The organism is Arthrobacter sp. KBS0703, assembly GCF_002008315.2.
Classification (GTDB): domain Bacteria; phylum Actinomycetota; class Actinomycetes; order Actinomycetales; family Micrococcaceae; genus Arthrobacter.
Genome location: NZ_MVDG02000001.1, coordinates 3,491,890 through 3,506,459, shown reverse-complemented (window position 1 = coordinate 3,506,459; position 14,570 = coordinate 3,491,890). Strand labels below are relative to the sequence as shown.

Annotated in this window: 15 protein-coding genes and 2 pseudogenes; 12 read left to right on the top strand and 5 right to left on the bottom strand. The window is 69.5% G+C overall.

The window, feature by feature from the left end; translation table 11 throughout:
- The first annotated feature begins 97 nt into the window (after positions 1 to 97).
- The 9 genes and pseudogenes from B1A87_RS16275 (at position 98) to B1A87_RS16245 (ending at position 6,934) form a co-directional block, all read left to right on the top strand.
- On the top strand, positions 98 to 634 hold the full coding sequence (locus tag B1A87_RS16275; RefSeq protein WP_078029117.1) for an HAD-IIIA family hydrolase: 537 nt from the start codon (positions 98 to 100) through the stop codon (positions 632 to 634).
- The gene (locus B1A87_RS16270) at positions 631 to 1,707 is read left to right on the top strand and encodes a glycosyltransferase family 9 protein (RefSeq protein WP_144275846.1); all 1,077 of its coding nucleotides are present in this window, start codon (positions 631 to 633) and stop codon (positions 1,705 to 1,707) included. The genes B1A87_RS16275 and B1A87_RS16270 overlap by 4 nt, the downstream gene beginning before the upstream one ends.
- On the top strand, positions 1,704 to 2,738 hold the full coding sequence (locus tag B1A87_RS16265) for a glycosyltransferase (RefSeq protein WP_078029118.1): 1,035 nt from the start codon (positions 1,704 to 1,706) through the stop codon (positions 2,736 to 2,738). Before B1A87_RS16270 ends, B1A87_RS16265 begins: the two co-directional genes overlap by 4 nt.
- Complete coding sequence (locus B1A87_RS16260; RefSeq protein ID WP_078029119.1) at positions 2,735 to 3,985, top strand: glycosyltransferase; 1,251 nt, start codon at positions 2,735 to 2,737, stop codon at positions 3,983 to 3,985. The genes B1A87_RS16265 and B1A87_RS16260 overlap by 4 nt, the downstream gene beginning before the upstream one ends.
- A pseudogene (locus B1A87_RS16255) lies at positions 3,982 to 4,701 on the top strand (SIS domain-containing protein); the annotation flags it as partial. The gene B1A87_RS16260 and the pseudogene B1A87_RS16255, both read left to right, overlap by 4 nt.
- 390 nt (positions 4,702 to 5,091) lie before the next feature.
- Positions 5,092 to 5,253, top strand: coding sequence for a hypothetical protein (locus B1A87_RS24725; RefSeq protein WP_313902489.1), 162 nt, complete (start codon positions 5,092 to 5,094; stop codon positions 5,251 to 5,253).
- Between the two features lie 2 nt (positions 5,254 to 5,255).
- Positions 5,256 to 5,378: a hypothetical protein gene (locus tag B1A87_RS24720; protein WP_313902488.1), complete on the top strand. Its 123-nt coding sequence runs from the start codon at positions 5,256 to 5,258 to the stop codon at positions 5,376 to 5,378.
- Positions 5,379 to 5,586: 208 nt separating this feature from the next.
- Positions 5,587 to 6,135 (top strand): adenylyltransferase/cytidyltransferase family protein, encoded by a 549-nt coding sequence (locus B1A87_RS24715; protein WP_313902487.1) that lies wholly within the window; start codon positions 5,587 to 5,589, stop codon positions 6,133 to 6,135.
- A gap of 97 nt (positions 6,136 to 6,232) precedes the next feature.
- Complete coding sequence (locus tag B1A87_RS16245; protein WP_078029121.1) at positions 6,233 to 6,934, top strand: SDR family oxidoreductase; 702 nt, start codon at positions 6,233 to 6,235, stop codon at positions 6,932 to 6,934.
- Here the strand turns inward: B1A87_RS16245 and B1A87_RS16240 are convergent.
- Positions 6,900 to 8,090, bottom strand: a complete 1,191-nt coding sequence (locus B1A87_RS16240) for a glycosyltransferase family 9 protein (RefSeq protein WP_078029122.1) — start codon at positions 8,088 to 8,090, stop codon at positions 6,900 to 6,902. The genes B1A87_RS16245 and B1A87_RS16240 overlap by 35 nt on opposite strands.
- 343 nt (positions 8,091 to 8,433) lie before the next feature.
- On the opposite strand from B1A87_RS16240, the pseudogene rfaE2 reads away from it, so the two are divergent.
- Together rfaE2 and B1A87_RS16230 are read left to right on the top strand one after the other, a co-directional pair.
- Positions 8,434 to 9,971: pseudogene (gene rfaE2, locus B1A87_RS25100) on the top strand (D-glycero-beta-D-manno-heptose 1-phosphate adenylyltransferase).
- 165 nt (positions 9,972 to 10,136) lie between these two features.
- On the top strand, positions 10,137 to 11,042 hold the full coding sequence (locus B1A87_RS16230; RefSeq protein WP_078029124.1) for a spermidine synthase: 906 nt from the start codon (positions 10,137 to 10,139) through the stop codon (positions 11,040 to 11,042).
- Positions 11,043 to 11,069: 27 nt separating this feature from the next.
- Here the strand turns inward: B1A87_RS16230 and B1A87_RS16225 are convergent, their stop codons facing one another.
- Positions 11,070 to 11,987 carry a LysR family transcriptional regulator gene (locus tag B1A87_RS16225; protein ID WP_078029125.1) on the bottom strand — a complete coding sequence of 306 codons (918 nt, stop codon included), beginning with the start codon at positions 11,985 to 11,987 and terminating at the stop codon, positions 11,070 to 11,072.
- A gap of 229 nt (positions 11,988 to 12,216) precedes the next feature.
- Between B1A87_RS16225 and B1A87_RS16220 the strand changes: the two genes are divergently transcribed.
- Positions 12,217 to 12,966: a 3-hydroxybutyrate dehydrogenase gene (locus tag B1A87_RS16220; RefSeq protein ID WP_078029126.1), complete on the top strand. Its 750-nt coding sequence runs from the start codon at positions 12,217 to 12,219 to the stop codon at positions 12,964 to 12,966.
- 74 nt (positions 12,967 to 13,040) lie between these two features.
- On the opposite strand, the gene B1A87_RS16215 is transcribed toward B1A87_RS16220, so the two are convergent.
- Genes B1A87_RS16215 through B1A87_RS16205 form a run of 3 tightly spaced genes read right to left on the bottom strand, consistent with a single transcriptional unit; the run spans position 13,041 to position 14,277 of the window.
- The gene (locus tag B1A87_RS16215) at positions 13,041 to 13,676 is read right to left on the bottom strand and encodes a LysE family translocator (RefSeq protein ID WP_078029127.1); all 636 of its coding nucleotides are present in this window, start codon (positions 13,674 to 13,676) and stop codon (positions 13,041 to 13,043) included.
- A gap of 54 nt (positions 13,677 to 13,730) precedes the next feature.
- A complete protein-coding gene (locus tag B1A87_RS16210) occupies positions 13,731 to 13,970 on the bottom strand; it encodes a helix-turn-helix domain-containing protein (RefSeq protein WP_078029128.1) in 240 nt (79 codons plus the stop codon).
- A gap of 52 nt (positions 13,971 to 14,022) precedes the next feature.
- On the bottom strand, positions 14,023 to 14,277 hold the full coding sequence (locus B1A87_RS16205; RefSeq protein ID WP_078029129.1) for a hypothetical protein: 255 nt from the start codon (positions 14,275 to 14,277) through the stop codon (positions 14,023 to 14,025).
- Between the last annotated feature and the right edge of the window lie 293 nt (positions 14,278 to 14,570).

Here is a 14,570-nt window from a genome sequence, read left to right as displayed (position 1 = left end):
CGCCGACAGCCCGGGCGGGCCGCCTGCCGAGGAGTCTAGCCCGAAGAAGTGTCCCGCAGGCTGTTTAGGCCCAGCCCGGACGGGGAACGGAGGGGGTATGGCAGGCAATGCTTCCCCACTCAAAGCCGTGCTGTTCGACCGGGACGGAACCTTGGTTGTGGACGTGCCCTACAACGGCGATCCCCTTAGGGTGGAGCCGTTCCCCGCGGCGCGTGACGGGCTCGACGCCGTGCGCAGCCGCGGCCTGGCAACCGGTGTGCTGAGCAACCAGTCCGGCATCGCCCGGGGCATCCTGACCAGCCGGCAGGTCGAAAGCGTGAACGCGAGGGTGGAGCAACTGCTCGGCCCCTTCGACGTCTGGGAAGTCTGCCCGCATGCCGCCGAGGACGGCTGCCCCTGCCGCAAACCGGCCCCCGGAATGATCCGCAGCGCGTGCAGCCGGCTGGGCATTGACCCCTCGGAGGCGGCGTTCATCGGCGACATCGGCAGCGACATCGAGGCGGCACGGGCGGCCGGAGCCCGGGGTGTCCTGGTTCCCACTCCGCTGACACGGGCCGAGGAAATCGCCGCCGCCCGCGAGGTCGCCCACGATCTGGCGCACGCCGTCGCCCTGTTGCTCGCGGATCCGCTGTGAGCAGGGTGCTGGTGGCCCGGCTGGACAGCGTGGGCGATGTCCTGTTGGCGGGACCCGCCGTCCGGGCAGTGGCCCACGGACGGCGGGCCGACGGCGGCAGTCCCAACGACGTCGTCGTGCTCTGCGGAGCGCAGGGAAAGTCCGCGGCTTGGCTGCTGCCCCAAGTCTCCGATATTTTCGCGTGGGACGGCCCCTGGATCAGTAATCCCGCGCCGCGTCTGACGGGTCCCCACGTGGACACCCTGGTGGACTATGTCCGCAATTCCAGGATCATCGAGGCGGTCATCCTCACCTCCTTCCATCAGTCCCCGCTTCCGCTGGCGCTCCTGCTCCGGCTGGCCGGGGTGGAGCGCATCACGGGTGCCTCGACGGACTACGCCGGATCGCTGCTCGACGTCCGGCTGAAGCCCGGAGAAGACTTCCCCGAAGACCAGCCCGAGCCTGTGCGCGCGCTGGGCATCGCCCTGGCTGCCGGATTTCGTCTGGGGCCCGGCGACGACGGCAAGCTCATGGTGAAGGAGCCACCGGACGTCCGGGACCTGGTGGGGAGCGACCCCTACGTCGTGGTGCATCCGGGCGCAACAGTAGCGGCGCGGTCCTGGCCGCCGCTGCATCATGCGGCTGCCGTGGAACTGCTCGAACGGGCCGGTCACCGGGTAGTAGTGACCGGAGGGCCCGGCGAGCAGCAGCTCACCGCCATCGTGGCGGGACGGTCGGCGATCGATCTGGGCGGTCGTACCGGCCTGGCTGCCCTCGCCGGAGTCCTGGCCAACGCCGGGGTGGTGGTCGCCGGAAACACCGGCCCCGCGCATCTGGCGGCCGCAGTCGGAACCCCCGTGGTGAGCCTCTTCGCACCGGTTGTGCCGGCCATCCGGTGGGCGCCGTACGGCGTTCCGCTGGAACTGCTCGGCGACCAGAACGCGCCGTGCAGGCTCAGCCGGGCACGCGAGTGTCCGGTGCCGGGGCACCCGTGCCTGGGGTCGGTTTCCCCGGAAAACGTGGTTGACGCGGTCGAGCGCCTGCTGCGCGGAGTGTCCTCGCTCAGCACCCGGAGAAAGGTTCGCCGGCCGTGAGAGTCCTCCTATGGCACGTCCACGGGTCATGGACGGACGCGTTCGTCCGCGGCAGACACGAGTACCTGCTGCCCGTCCTGCCCGAAGGCGGTCCGTGGGGCCTCGGACGGGCCGGCAGGAACTGGCCCGCGTCAGTGCGGGAGGTGGCGCTGGCGGAGCTGGACGCGGACAGCGTTGACGCCGTCGTCCTCCAGCGCCCCGGGGAGGCAGACGAGGTGCGGCGGGTCCTGCGGCGGCGACCCGGCGTCGACCTGCCGGCCGTCTTCGTGGAACACAACACGCCCAAGGGAGATATCCCGTTCACCCAGCATCCGCTCGCTGAGCAGCGGGAGATACCGCTTGTCCACGTGACGCACTTCAACGGGCTCTTCTGGGACAGCGGCAGGGCCCCCACCACCGTCATCGAGCACGGCATCGCGGATCCGGGCTACCTCTACAGCGGCGAACTCGCGGAGCTCGGCGTGGTGGTGAACGAACCGGTCCGCCGGGGGCGCGTGACCGGCACGGACCTGCTGCCCCGATTTGCGGCAGCGGCACCGCTCCAGGTCTTCGGGATGGGCGGCGCCGGGCTTCCGGCCACTAGCGGCATCCCGCCGTCGCGGCTCAGGGTCCGGGGAGACCTCCCGACCGGAGAGCTGCACCGGGAACTCGCCTGCTGCCGGGTATACCTGCATCCGCTGCGCTGGACGTCGCTGGGCCTGGCGCTGCTGGAGGCGATGCACCTGGGCATGCCGGTGCTGGCCCTGGCCACCACCGAAGCGGCGAGGGCCGTGCCACCGGAGGCGGGCGCCATCTCGACCAGCGTTGAGGAGCTCCTCCGGTGCGCCACGCTGCTCGTCAACGATCCGGAGGAGGCCCGCCGGCGCGGCATGGCGGCACGGGAAGCGGTGTTGGAACGCTACGGTCTTGACCGGTTCCTGGCGGACTGGGACGAAATGCTGGCCGCGCTGGGGAGCCGGACACGGAACGGATCTTTGAAGGGGCCCGGACCGGTGGCCCTTGCCCCGGCGCGAGAGAGGAATGCCACGTGAGGATCTCCATGATTTCAGAACACGCCAGCCCGCTTGCCGCGCTCGGCGGAGTGGACGCGGGCGGCCAGAACGTCCACGTTGCGGCGCTGTCCGGTGCGCTGGCCAGGCGCGGGCACCGCGTCACGGTGTACACGAGGCGCGATGCACCGGACTTGCCCACGCGGGTTCGCGTGCAGCCCGGGCTGGAGGTGGTCCACGTCGATGCCGGCCCGGCCGCCTATGTACCCAAGGACGATCTGCTGCCCTTCATGGGCGCTCTCGCGGACGCGATAGCGGAGGACTGGGCGGAGGCCGCACCTGATGTGGTCCACGCACATTTCTGGATGTCGGGCGTCGCCGCCCTTGACGCCGCGCGCCGCGGGCCGGCCGGTTCCGGGGTTCCCGTGGTGCAGACGTTCCACGCGCTGGGCACTGTCAAGCGCCGCCATCAGGGCGCTGATGACACGAGCCCGCCCGAACGCCGCTTCCTTGAGCCGTCCCTTGGCCGGGCGGCAGACCGCATCATCGCCACCTGTTCCGACGAAGCCTTCGAACTGAAAGCCATGGGCATTGACACGCGCACGGTATCAATCGCCCCGTGCGGCGTCGACCTGGAACTCTTCTCCAGTGAGGGCCCGGCCGACGCCAAGCGCCGGGCGCACCGCATCCTTTCGGTGGGCCGGCTGGTTCCCCGCAAAGGCGTTGACCTGGTGATCCGCTCCCTGCCCCATTTGAAGGACTTGGGGTTCGCCGACGTCGAGCTTCTGATTGTGGGCGGCGGCGGCACCGGAGGCCGGGATCCCGAGGCCCGCAGGTTGGTCGAACTCGCCCGCAGCCTGGGCGTAGCCGGCCAGGTGGAACTGCGCGGGCAGGTCCCGAGGGACGCCATGCCGGGCATCTTCCGGAGCGCAGACGCCGTGGCGTGCACCCCCTGGTACGAGCCGTTCGGCATCGTTCCGCTTGAAGCCATGGCCTGCGGAATCCCGGTGGTCGCTGCCGCGGTTGGCGGGTTGACGGACAGTGTTGTGGACCGCGGAACCGGCCTCCACGTGCCGCCCAGGAACCCCGAGGCCATAGCAGGGGCGCTGGCTGCGCTTCTTGCCAGCCCCCGGCTCCGCACCAAGCTGGGCCGGGCGGGGGAGCGGCGGGCACGGGCCCGGTATTCCTGGAACCGCGTGGCCGAGGAAACCGAAAAGGCCTACCGGCTGGCCATCGCTGGAATGGCCGGCGCCGCCAGGCTGGAACCGATGGAAGGAGCGGCGCTGTGACGACGGAATGGTCCTTGCGGGAAGCCGAACTTCCTCCGTTGTCCGTGAACGCCGGAACGGCGGCGGCCTTTGGAGCGCCGGCGGCGTCCGGGCCGCCGGCCGTCGCGCCGGGCGGCGTGACGCCGGGCACCGGCACAGGCGTCCCGATTGGGTCGCGGGAGGCCGTCAGGGCGCACCTGGCAAACGTCCTGCCCGCCCTTCGGTCACTCGAAAGCCAGGCCGACCGCCTGGCGGCATGGGGCGTGCAGCTGGCTCAGCGGCTGCTCAGCGGGCAGCGGCTGCTGGCTGCGGGCAACGGCGGCTCCGCTGCCGAGGCCCAGCACCTGACGGCCGAGCTCGTGGGCAGGTTCGACGGCGAACGGGTGCCCTTTTCCGCCATCTCGCTGCACGCGGAGAGTTCCGCGGTAACGGCCGTCGCCAACGACTACGGGTACGCCGAAGTGTTCGCCCGGCAGGTCCGCGCGCACGGCAGGTCCGGCGACATCCTGTTGCTTCTCTCCACGAGCGGCCAGAGCCCTAACCTGCTGCGCGCCGTGGAAGCCGCTTCCCGGCTCAACGTAACCACCTGGGCGCTCACTGGCCCGGCGCCGAATCCGCTGGCCTCCTGCTGCGATGACGCCGTGGCCGTCGACGCGGTCTCGGCGAACGCGCAGGAAGGCCACCTCATCGCCCTCCACGCGATGTGCCGCGCGTTCGAGGCGGAGGTCGCTCGCCGCGGCCGCCCATGGACGGTTCCGGGGGTGGCCGCTGATGAGGATCACCGTGGTGGGAGACGTGCTGCTGGACGTGGACCTGACCGGCGAAGCAACCCGGTTGTGCCCGGACGCGCCCGTGCCCGTGGTGGACCTTACCGATGCCCGACGGCGAGCCGGCGGCGCCGCCTGGTGGCCCGGATGCTCGCCCGGGACGGACACCGCGTCACGCTCGTGACCGTCCTCTCCGACGACGCATCGCTGGAACTGGCGGGAACGCTCGCCGCCTGACGGTGGTGGCCGGACCGTCCGGCGCACGCACACCGGTGAAGACCCGCATCCGGGCGGGCCGCTACCCTCTGCTCCGGGTCGACGAGGCCTGCGGCCGTCCGGACGTGCCCGGGTGACGCCGCCATGCTGCGGGCCCTCGAGGACTCCGACGCGATCGTTGTGGCCGATTACGGCCGGGGCCTGGCCGCCAACCCGGAGCTCCGGACCCTCCTCGGCGACCTCGCCGATGACATTCCGATCGTGTGGGATCCGCATCCTCCGGTGCCGTGCCGGTGCCAGGCATAGCGGTGGCCACACCGAATCTGGCCGAAGCGGCCAAAGCCGCTGGCACCCGAGCGGTGACACCTGCTGAAATCGCCGAGGCGGGCAACGTCCTCCTGGAACGCTGGGGAGCCAAGCCGTTCTGGTGACCATGGGCGAGCGGGGAGGCCTGCTGATGCGGCCGCCGAACCGCCCGCCGCGGGCCATCCCGGCGCCGCCGCCGACGTCGCCGATCCATGCGGGGCGGGGGACCGGCTGGCGGCCAGCCTCGCCGTCCGCCTTGCCGAGGGACGCAGCCTCGACGACGCCGCCGAACTGGCCATCCACGAAGCCGCGGACTTCCTGGCCGCCGGGGGAGTGGCCGCCCTTTCCAACAGTTACGTTTCAGACCGGGACCCTTCCGGCGGGAACCTTACGAGCCGGCACCGTCCCGCCTGGCGCCACAGCCGGGACGAAGACGCCCTGGCGCTGGCCCGGAGAGTGCAGGCAAGCGGCGGAACCGTGGTGGCGACCGGGGGCTGCTTCGACCTGCTGCATGCCGGCCACGCCCGCACCCTGGCAGCGGCCCGGGACCTGGGCGACTGCCTGATCGTCTGCCTGAACTCGGACGCATCCGTCCACCGGATCAAGGGCGAACCCAGGCCCATCGTGAGCCAGCAGGACAGGGCCGAGCTCCTCCTTGCCCTCGAATGCGTGGACGCTGTGATGGTTTTCGAGGAGGACACCCCGCAGGCCTGCCTCGACGCGCTGCGGCCGGCCGTCTGGGTCAAGGGCGGAGACTATCGGGTGTCACTGCTGCCTGAGGCGGACCTCGTTGCGAGCTGGGGCGGGCGCTGCGTGACCGTGCCCTACCACCAGGCCCGCTCCACCTCCGTATTGGCGGACGCGCTTGCCAAAGTGAGCTGAGGCCGGCGCAACCCGGCAACTGGCTGAGCTGCCGTGCAACCAGGGCTGCCCACGCGAACCACACGAACACTGAACCCGACCCCCTGAAAGGAACACCATGAACCACATCTCAATCCGGCCCGGACGGGTGCTCGTCACTGGCGGGGCCTCGGGCCTGGGCGCCGCCGTCGTCGACGCTGTCCTGAAGGCGGGCGGAACCCCGGTGGTGCTGGACCGGGACATCCGGAACGTCGCGGCGGCGAAGGCCTTCGAGGTTGACGTGTCCGACCGGGCCGCGGTGAGCGAGGCGGTGCAGCAGGCCGCCGAAACGCTCGACGGCCTGGATGCCGTGGTCACCGCCGCCGGGATCGACCGCTGCGGAAAACTCGAGGACGTGGCCGCCGACGAATGGGAACGGGTCATCGGCGTCAACCTCCTGGGCACGGTATCAGTGGTGCGCGCGGCACTGCCCTACCTGAAACAGTCCCGGGGCAGGGTTGTCACCGTTGCCTCCACGCTGGGCAAGAGGGCGTTGCCCGAGGCCAGCGCCTACTGCGCGTCGAAGTTCGGAGTGGTGGGCTTCAGCCATTCCCTTGCGGCCGAGACGGGAGGGGAGATCGGCGTGACCACCATGATCCCTGGCGGAATGAAGACACGCTTCTTCGACGACCGCGCCGAGCAATACAAGCCGCAGGACGATTCCCGCCTGAACGATCCGGCCAATGTGGCACAGGCCATCCTTTTCGTGCTGTCGCAGCCCGCCGGGTGCGAAATACGCGAGATGCTCATCTGCCACGAGGACGAGGGGTCATGGCCGTGAGCTGGAGGACGTCCTCGTAGACGGCGTCGGCTGCCACGGTCTCCACCGTGGACACATCGTGCCGGCACCGCGGCGCGGTCCACCCCACCTGGGTGATGTCGATCCCGCACACGGCGCAATGGGTGGCCCAGCCAAGGTGGATCCGGTGCATGCTGCGGCCCAGCGGCGCGGCATTGATGGCATTGCCCGCCCAGAAGATGCCAACCGTCGGCGTCCCCAGGGCCTGCGCCAAGTGCCGGGGGCCGCTGTCGTTGGCCACCACCACGCTGCAGCCGGCGAGCAGCCCCGCGAGCTCGCCCAGGCTCAGTTTTCCGGCGAGCGACGCCACCGGCGGATCGGAACTGCTGCCCCTCGCGTCGTCCGCTCCGGGCGGGACAGGGCCGACGGCGAGTTCCACCACTGTTTCTGCCAGTTCCCGTTCGCTCTGGTCACCGATTACCAGAACCCGGAAGCCGTCGTCGGCCGCCCGCCTGGCCACGGCGGCGAAGCGTTGGGCCGGCCAGCGCCGACGGGGATCGGTGGCGCCCGGGTGGATCACCACCACGGTGTGCGTGTCACCCGCGAGGCTAACGGCCAGTTGCCTCTCGAACTCCGGCCGGGGACGCAGCCGGGCTTCGAGGTCAACCGGCGGCGCGCCGGCGTAACCCGCCACCTCGAGCGCCCGCAGCGGCTCGTGCTGGTAATACGTGTAGGGCACGGTGCGCTCCAGCCTGGCGGCGTCCGGCGTTCCGGCACCCACGGTGTGCCGTGCGCCAAGCCGGAGCAGGAAGGGGTTGGAATGGCGGCCGCCGCCATGCAGCTGGACGGCGAGATCGAAATTTCGGGCGCGCATCGCGGCGATGAACCCGTCCTGATGTTCCTCAATCACGGGCCCGGGGCGTACACCTTCCGCGAACGGAAGGATGGCAGTTTCATCCACCGGACTCTCAACCTGGGCAAGAAGCTCGGCGTGAATGGGCGTGCCCAGCAGCGTCACCGTGGACTTCGGATAAGCCGCTTTCAACGCCGTGACGGCCGGGACGGCGTACATCAGATCGCCCAATCCGCCGCCGCGGAGTACGGCGATCCGCGAGACCCCGGTGAATTCCTCCAACACGGGTCCAATTCCAAACCCGGTCATGTGTGCTCCGCCAAAATCGGCGTTGAGGTGTCCCATGGCGTCAGCCCCTTCGGCTCTTTCCGGGCGGACCAAGGTCCTGCGGGTACGGTCCGTGGTGCCACCATACGGCGCGTCGGCGCTCTGCCGCCAGCGCTGAAACTACTGCCGCGGCGGCGTGTAAACCCGCCGGCGCGAGGGTACGGATGACGTCAGAAGTAGGCGGCGTCCAAGACCCAGCGAAACCCACAACGAGGAGCCCCCCATGCGATCGACAATCGTGGCCGCTGCGGCGGACGAGCTCACCATTCGGGACCCCATCGGCGCAGCCCCGCCGGGCAATGGCGCTGCCGGGCCAGGCTGCCCAGGCACCGGCCGCACCACCGGCGGAAGAGGCCGAAGCGTGAGCGGCGGCCCGGCCCGGGATGGCTGGCAGGAGCTTTCCGAGCAGCGGGGTCTTGCCGCCTGGCTTCCGCGTCGGCTCGCAGCGGAACGCCCTGCCATAACCGTGGTGGGCGATTTAATGCTTGACGGCTGGTGGCGGGGTTCGATCGACAGAATGTGCCGCGAGGCGCCCGCTCCTGTGGTGGACATCGAGCGCCGGGATTTTGCCCCGGGTGGCGCAGCGAACACCGCCATGAACCTGGCCGCGCTGGGGGCCGAGGTCAGGGTCGCCGGAATTATCGGCCGGGATGACGCCGGTGGGGAACTGAAGCGGAAGCTGCTGGCCGCGGGCATAGACGCCGGCCCGCTGTGCGAGCACCAGGACATGGTCACCACCACGAAGGTCAGGATCAGCAGCGGCGGGCAGGTCCTGTTGCGCTTCGACGACTCCGCGGGCGACATCCCCGGCGACGCCCTGGCCGCGCTGGCCGCAGCGGTGCCTGCCGCCGTCGAACGCCAAGCCGCCGTGGTGATCTGCGACTACGGAACAGGCGTGCTGGCCGGGCCGGTGCGCCGTCGGCTCATCGACTGCCTGGCCCGGCGGGGGCCGGAAACGCTTGTGGTGGTGGACGCCCACGACCCCGACCTTGGGCGGAGCTCATGCCGGACCTCGCGACCCCCACGCGCAGGAGGCTGCCGGGCTGCTGGACCTCCGGCTGCCGGCCGGGCCAGAACGTGCCGCCGTGTCTCTTATACACATCTAGATGTGTATAAGAGACAGCAACTGGGGCGCGCGCCGTCGTCGTAACCCTGGACCGGGACGGCACCGTCCTGATTCCGGCCACCGGCAGTTCGCACCGGACCTGGGCACGGCCGGTCGCAGAGAAGCAGGCCTCGGGAGCAGGGGATACTTTTGTTGCCGCCCTGACCCTGGCCCGCGCCGCCTCGCTCCCGCTGACGGCCAGCCTCGACCTGGCCCAGGCCGCCGCCGATGTGGTGGTCCATCATCCCGGCACTTCGGTGTGCGGCACGGACGAACTGGGGCGCTACCTTGAAAGCTTCGCTGACACCGCCCTGACCGCCGACGAGCTGGAGCGGCACCTGCGGGCACACCGAAGTGAAGGGCAGCGCGTGGTCCTCACCAACGGCTGCTTCGATGTGCTGCACCGGGGACACACGCGCTACCTGAACCAGGCAAAGCAGCTGGGGGACGTCCTGGTAGTGGCCCTGAACAGTGACGACTCGGTGCGCAAACTCAAAGGACCCGGCCGGCCCATCAACGGCGTGGCGGACCGGGCGGCCGTGATCGCGGCGTTGAGCTGCGTGGACTACGTCACCGTCTTTGACACCCCGACGCCCATTCCGCTCATCGAGCGGCTGCGCCCGGAGGTTTACGCCAAGGGCGGCGACTACACTCCCGAGATGCTCGCGGAAACCGAGGCGGTGGAGGCCTACGGCGGCAGGGTTTCCATCCTCGACTATGTGGCGGAGCGCTCCACCACGGCCGTGGTCCAGCGCATCCGCAGCGGAGAAGGCGCTTCCGTGCCGGACGCCTAGCGGGCTCTGCCGGAGTGGCCCGGTTTTGGCGGGGCAGGTCTGATTGGCGCGGCGGCGCCGAGGCAATGCGGCCCAAAGCTGGCCCAGTTCAGCCGGACACCGCCCGGCCCGGCGGGCGTGCCCCGTCAACTAGGGTTGAAGCATGACGGAAGCGGCGGAGAACTGATGGCACGGCGCGGAAAGTCGGGAAGAAAGTCGGACGACTCTGGGCCCGGAGTGGTGGAGCTGCCGCGGGGCGTCCGCCCTGACGGTCCCGTTGAAGGCGTCTACTACATCGACACCGGAGACTGCGAACTCATCGCGGACCAGGACAATTCCACGGGCTGGCTCCTGCGCATTAACGGGGTCATGAGCTCGCACATTGACGTCGCCGACCCGCTGTTCCTCGAGTTCGAGTACATGCGGTGGATGGCGGCCCTCATTGAGTCGCGCTGGCCCACCGAGTCCCGGCCCAAACTGCGCGGGCTGCATCTTGGCGGCGGGGCATGTTCGCTGGCCCGATACTTCCACGCCGCCTATCCCGAGGCGCGGCAGGTCGTCGTGGAACTGGACGGCAAGCTCGCCGAATACGTCCGCGGCTGGTTCGACCTCCCCAAGGCTCCGCTGCTGCGGCTGCGCGTGGGCGAGGCCCGGGCCGTCACCGAGACCCTGACGCCGCAGACCCGCGACTTCATCATCCGCGACGTCTTCGCCGGTGCCCTGACGCCGCGTCCCCTGACCACGGGGGAGTTCAATGACCACGTGCGCCGGGTGCTGGCACCCGGCGGCATCTACGTGGTGAACTCCGGGGACGGACCGGACCTGAAAAACGCGCGCGAGGATGCCGCCACCATCGCGGCTTCATTTAAGCACACGGTGATCATCGCGGATCCCGCCATGCTGAAGGGACGCCGGTACGGCAACATGGTGATGGCCGGCAGCGACGAGCCCTTCAACGACGATCCAGGGCTGGCGCGCCGCCTCCTGGGCGGGGCAGTGCCAGCGCACATTTGGAATGATGCGAAGGTCCGCGCCTTCGCCGCCGGCGCGCGCGTCCGCCACGATCCGGAGCCGGCGTCGCCTGCTCGCTGACTGCGGTTTGAGGGAGCAGCAGGGCAGTTACGGTGCGGCAGTTGAGTCGCCGCCGTGCCCCAGCAGCCACTCCCGGTGAGCCGCGGTCTGTTCCCGCACTGCCTGCACAACGGCCGCGACCGCCGGCCGGCGCATCGAGTCGGGGCGCAGCACCATCCAGTAGGGCAGCCGTTCGCCGATGTCCCCGGGCAGCAGGCGGACCAGGTCGTCATGCCGGTCCGCCATGAAGCACGGCAGGAACCCGATGCCGGCGCCAGCCCGCGTTGCCTCCACATGCACAAACACGTTGGTGGAGCTCACTCCGTCCCGCATGGCCGGTACCAGGCGCCGCGGAGCGTCGAGGTCGTCCACCTGCAGCATGGAGTCCACGAAGTACACCAGCGGATGCGTGCTCAGGGATTCCACGGAGTCGGGCATGCCGTTCTCCTCCAGGTACGCCCGGGATGCGTACATGCCCAGGACGTATTCGCCCAGCCGGAACGCTTCGGCCCGGTGCACCTGCGGTTCGCCCACCACCACCTCGATATCCAGCCCCGAGCGCTGCTGCAGCGCCCGCCTCGTGACAGTGACGATCTCCACGCTGAGCCCCGGATGGTTCCGCCGCAGCCGCGCCACCGCCGGCGCGGCAATGTACGCGCTGAAACCGTCGGTGGCGGTCATGCGGACGACGCCGGTGATGGGGTCCGGCGCACGGCCTGACGGTCCCAGCGCGCGCACCGCAGTTTCGACCTGCTCCGCGACCACCACGGCCTGCGCGCCCAGTTCGGTCAGTTCCCAGCCGCCGGCCGCCCGGGAGAGGACCCTCCCGCCCAGGGCCTTCTCCAAGGCTGCTATCCGGCGCGAAACCGTGGTGTGGTTCAGGCCCAAAACCTGCGCCGCCGTCGTGAATTTTGCCGAGCGCGAGACGGCGAGCAGGACCAGCAGATCATCCGGGTTGGCATCCATATCTGCAATTTTGCACGACTCAAGTGCCGGATTAGTTATTGAACCGCGTTCTTTCTGCAGCAATACTCAGGTGAACCGGATGCGCCGAAATGCGCAGCACGTGTCAACGTGGACACCTTGAGGAGCCAACCATGAACGCGAATCCATCCTTGCCGGCGGGGCAGTGCCCGGCCGCAGACTTGTCGACCGCTCCGGCCCGGCGCCACACGACTCGATAGGCGGTCCTGGGATGGAGAAGACACTGAACGGCCGCAAGGCAGTGGTAACCGGCGGCGCCAGCGGAATAGGTGCCGCCTGCGTGCGCGCGCTCGCGGACCGGGGAGCCAAAGTGGTGGTGGCGGACGTGGACGAAGCCGGGGCCGCGGCGCTCGCCGATGAGGTAGGCGGCACCGCCTGGGCGGTGGACCTCCTGGACGTGGACGCCCTGGCCGCGCTGAGCCTGGACTGCGACATCCTGGTCAACAACGCCGGAATCCAGCGGGTCAGCCCCATCGAGGAGTTCGAACCGGAAGCCTTCCGCAAGATTATCTCGCTCATGCTCGAGGCGCCGTTCCTGCTGATCCGGGCTGCGTTGCCGCACATGTACGCCAACGGTTTCGGCCGCATCATCAACGTCTCGTCCGTGCACGGGATCCGGGCCTCCCCGTTCAAGAGCGCCTACGTTTCGGCCAAGCACGGGCTCGAAGGGCTGAGCAAGGTCACGGCGCTGGAGGGCGGCGAACACGGAGTCACATCGAACTGCATCAATCCCGGGTACGTGCGGACGCCTCTCGTGGAAAAACAGATCGTCGACCAGGCGCGCGTCCATGGAATTCCCGAGTCGGAGGTCCTGGCCAAGGTCATGCTGACCGAGTCCGCGGTCAAGCGGCTCGTCGAGCCCGAGGAGGTGGCCTCGCTCGTGGTGTGGCTGGCCTCCAACGCCGCCGGCATGGTGACCGGAGCCAGCTACACCATGGACGGCGGCTGGTCGGCTCGCTAGCCCCGGTGGCTGAACCTGTCGAAACCCGGGCGGACCCGCTGACGCGATCCGGCGGTTGAGCCTGTCGGAACACGCTAGGTCTTGGTGCCTGTCAAGGCGAGGGTGCCGCCCAGGGCTATCATCATGGCTCCGCCGGTGGCGCTGACTGCGGAGATGCGGCGGGGCGAACGGGCGAACCATTGCCGGGCGGTGCCGGCGGCGAGGGCCCAGGCACTGTCCGAAATCAGGGCGATCGCAAGGAACGTGGCCCCCAGCACGGCGAGTTGGAGCGGAATGGCCCCGGCAGCGTGGTCCACGAACTGGGGGAGCACGGCCACGAAGAACACCACGGACTTGGGGTTCGTGGCTCCCACGATGAACCCTTCCCCGAGAATGCGCAGCGTGGAGGCGGAACGCGACACGTCCCGCGCCGCCGAACGCCCCTTGCGTTGCCGGACCGCCTGGATGCCCAGATAGATGAGGTAGGCCGCTCCGGCGAATTTCACGACGGTGAACAGCAGCACCGACTGTGCCAGCACCACGCCGAGGCCCAGCGCCACCACCGCGATCTGCAGCAGTTCGCCTACGGCATTTCCCGCAACGCTGAGGAGGCCGCCCCGCCGGCCCAAAGCCAGTGACCGCCCGATGACAAAAAGGACACTCGGTCCGGGGACAGCTATCAGCAACGCGGAGACCAGGGCAAAAGCCACCAGGTTGGTCAAAGGCACCATGCCTGATCGTAACTCCGGCGGCCCCGGCCAGCCACCCGCCGGACCTGCCTGGCCTTAGCCTGGCCCGACGTCCCCGGCGGCCCGGGTGTCCCCGGTGTCGCCAGTGGCCGGGGTGCCGGCCTGCCGGATGTACTCCTCGACAGCCGATTCCGGGACCCGGTACGACTTGCCGAAGCGGTCCGCCGCCAGCGTTCCGGCCCTGACCATGCGGTACACGGTCATCCTGGAGAGGCGCATGGCCGCGGCGACTTCGGCGATGGTGAGGTACGCGGTGGGTAAGTTGGCGATGGACATGGCTTCGGGGCTCCTCGGTCGGGTGGACTGGACTGACGCCGCATTACCGGGCCTAGTCCGGCCGCCTCAGCTGCCGGTAGTCGTAGAAATACGTCCGGCCCAAGGACCGGAGCCCGACCGAATGGCCGTCTTTGACCACCACGGTGCCTTCGTGCCTCCCGTTGAAGGGATCATCGCCCACGAGGACGTCGCCAAGCTTGTACGGCACACCCGCCGTGCGTGCACGGTGCAGGGTCTGGCTTAGGAGACCGGAGAGCTGGCCGCTTCGGGTTCTGTCAGCCGGGGCTCCGGCAGGGATTTTCAACATCAGTGACCACTCCTTCACAGCGTGACCGATCGTCGGTTCACTGGCGGCGCGGATCCGGAATGTCTGACAACGGAGAATCGTCCCCGTGGCCGGCTGGCACCGTGGAGTCAACTGTACGAAGCAATCCCATCCATCACACGAGTAATATCTACCCCATTTATCACATTGATCACTCGCGTAACAGTCGGTTAAGTACCCGATTTCGGCCCCGACGGTACTTGGAAGTGGGAATGCCGGCTAGAGTAGTCCGGCGTCCCGCCAGCCCGGCGTCCGGCCAGCCCGGCGGCCCTTGA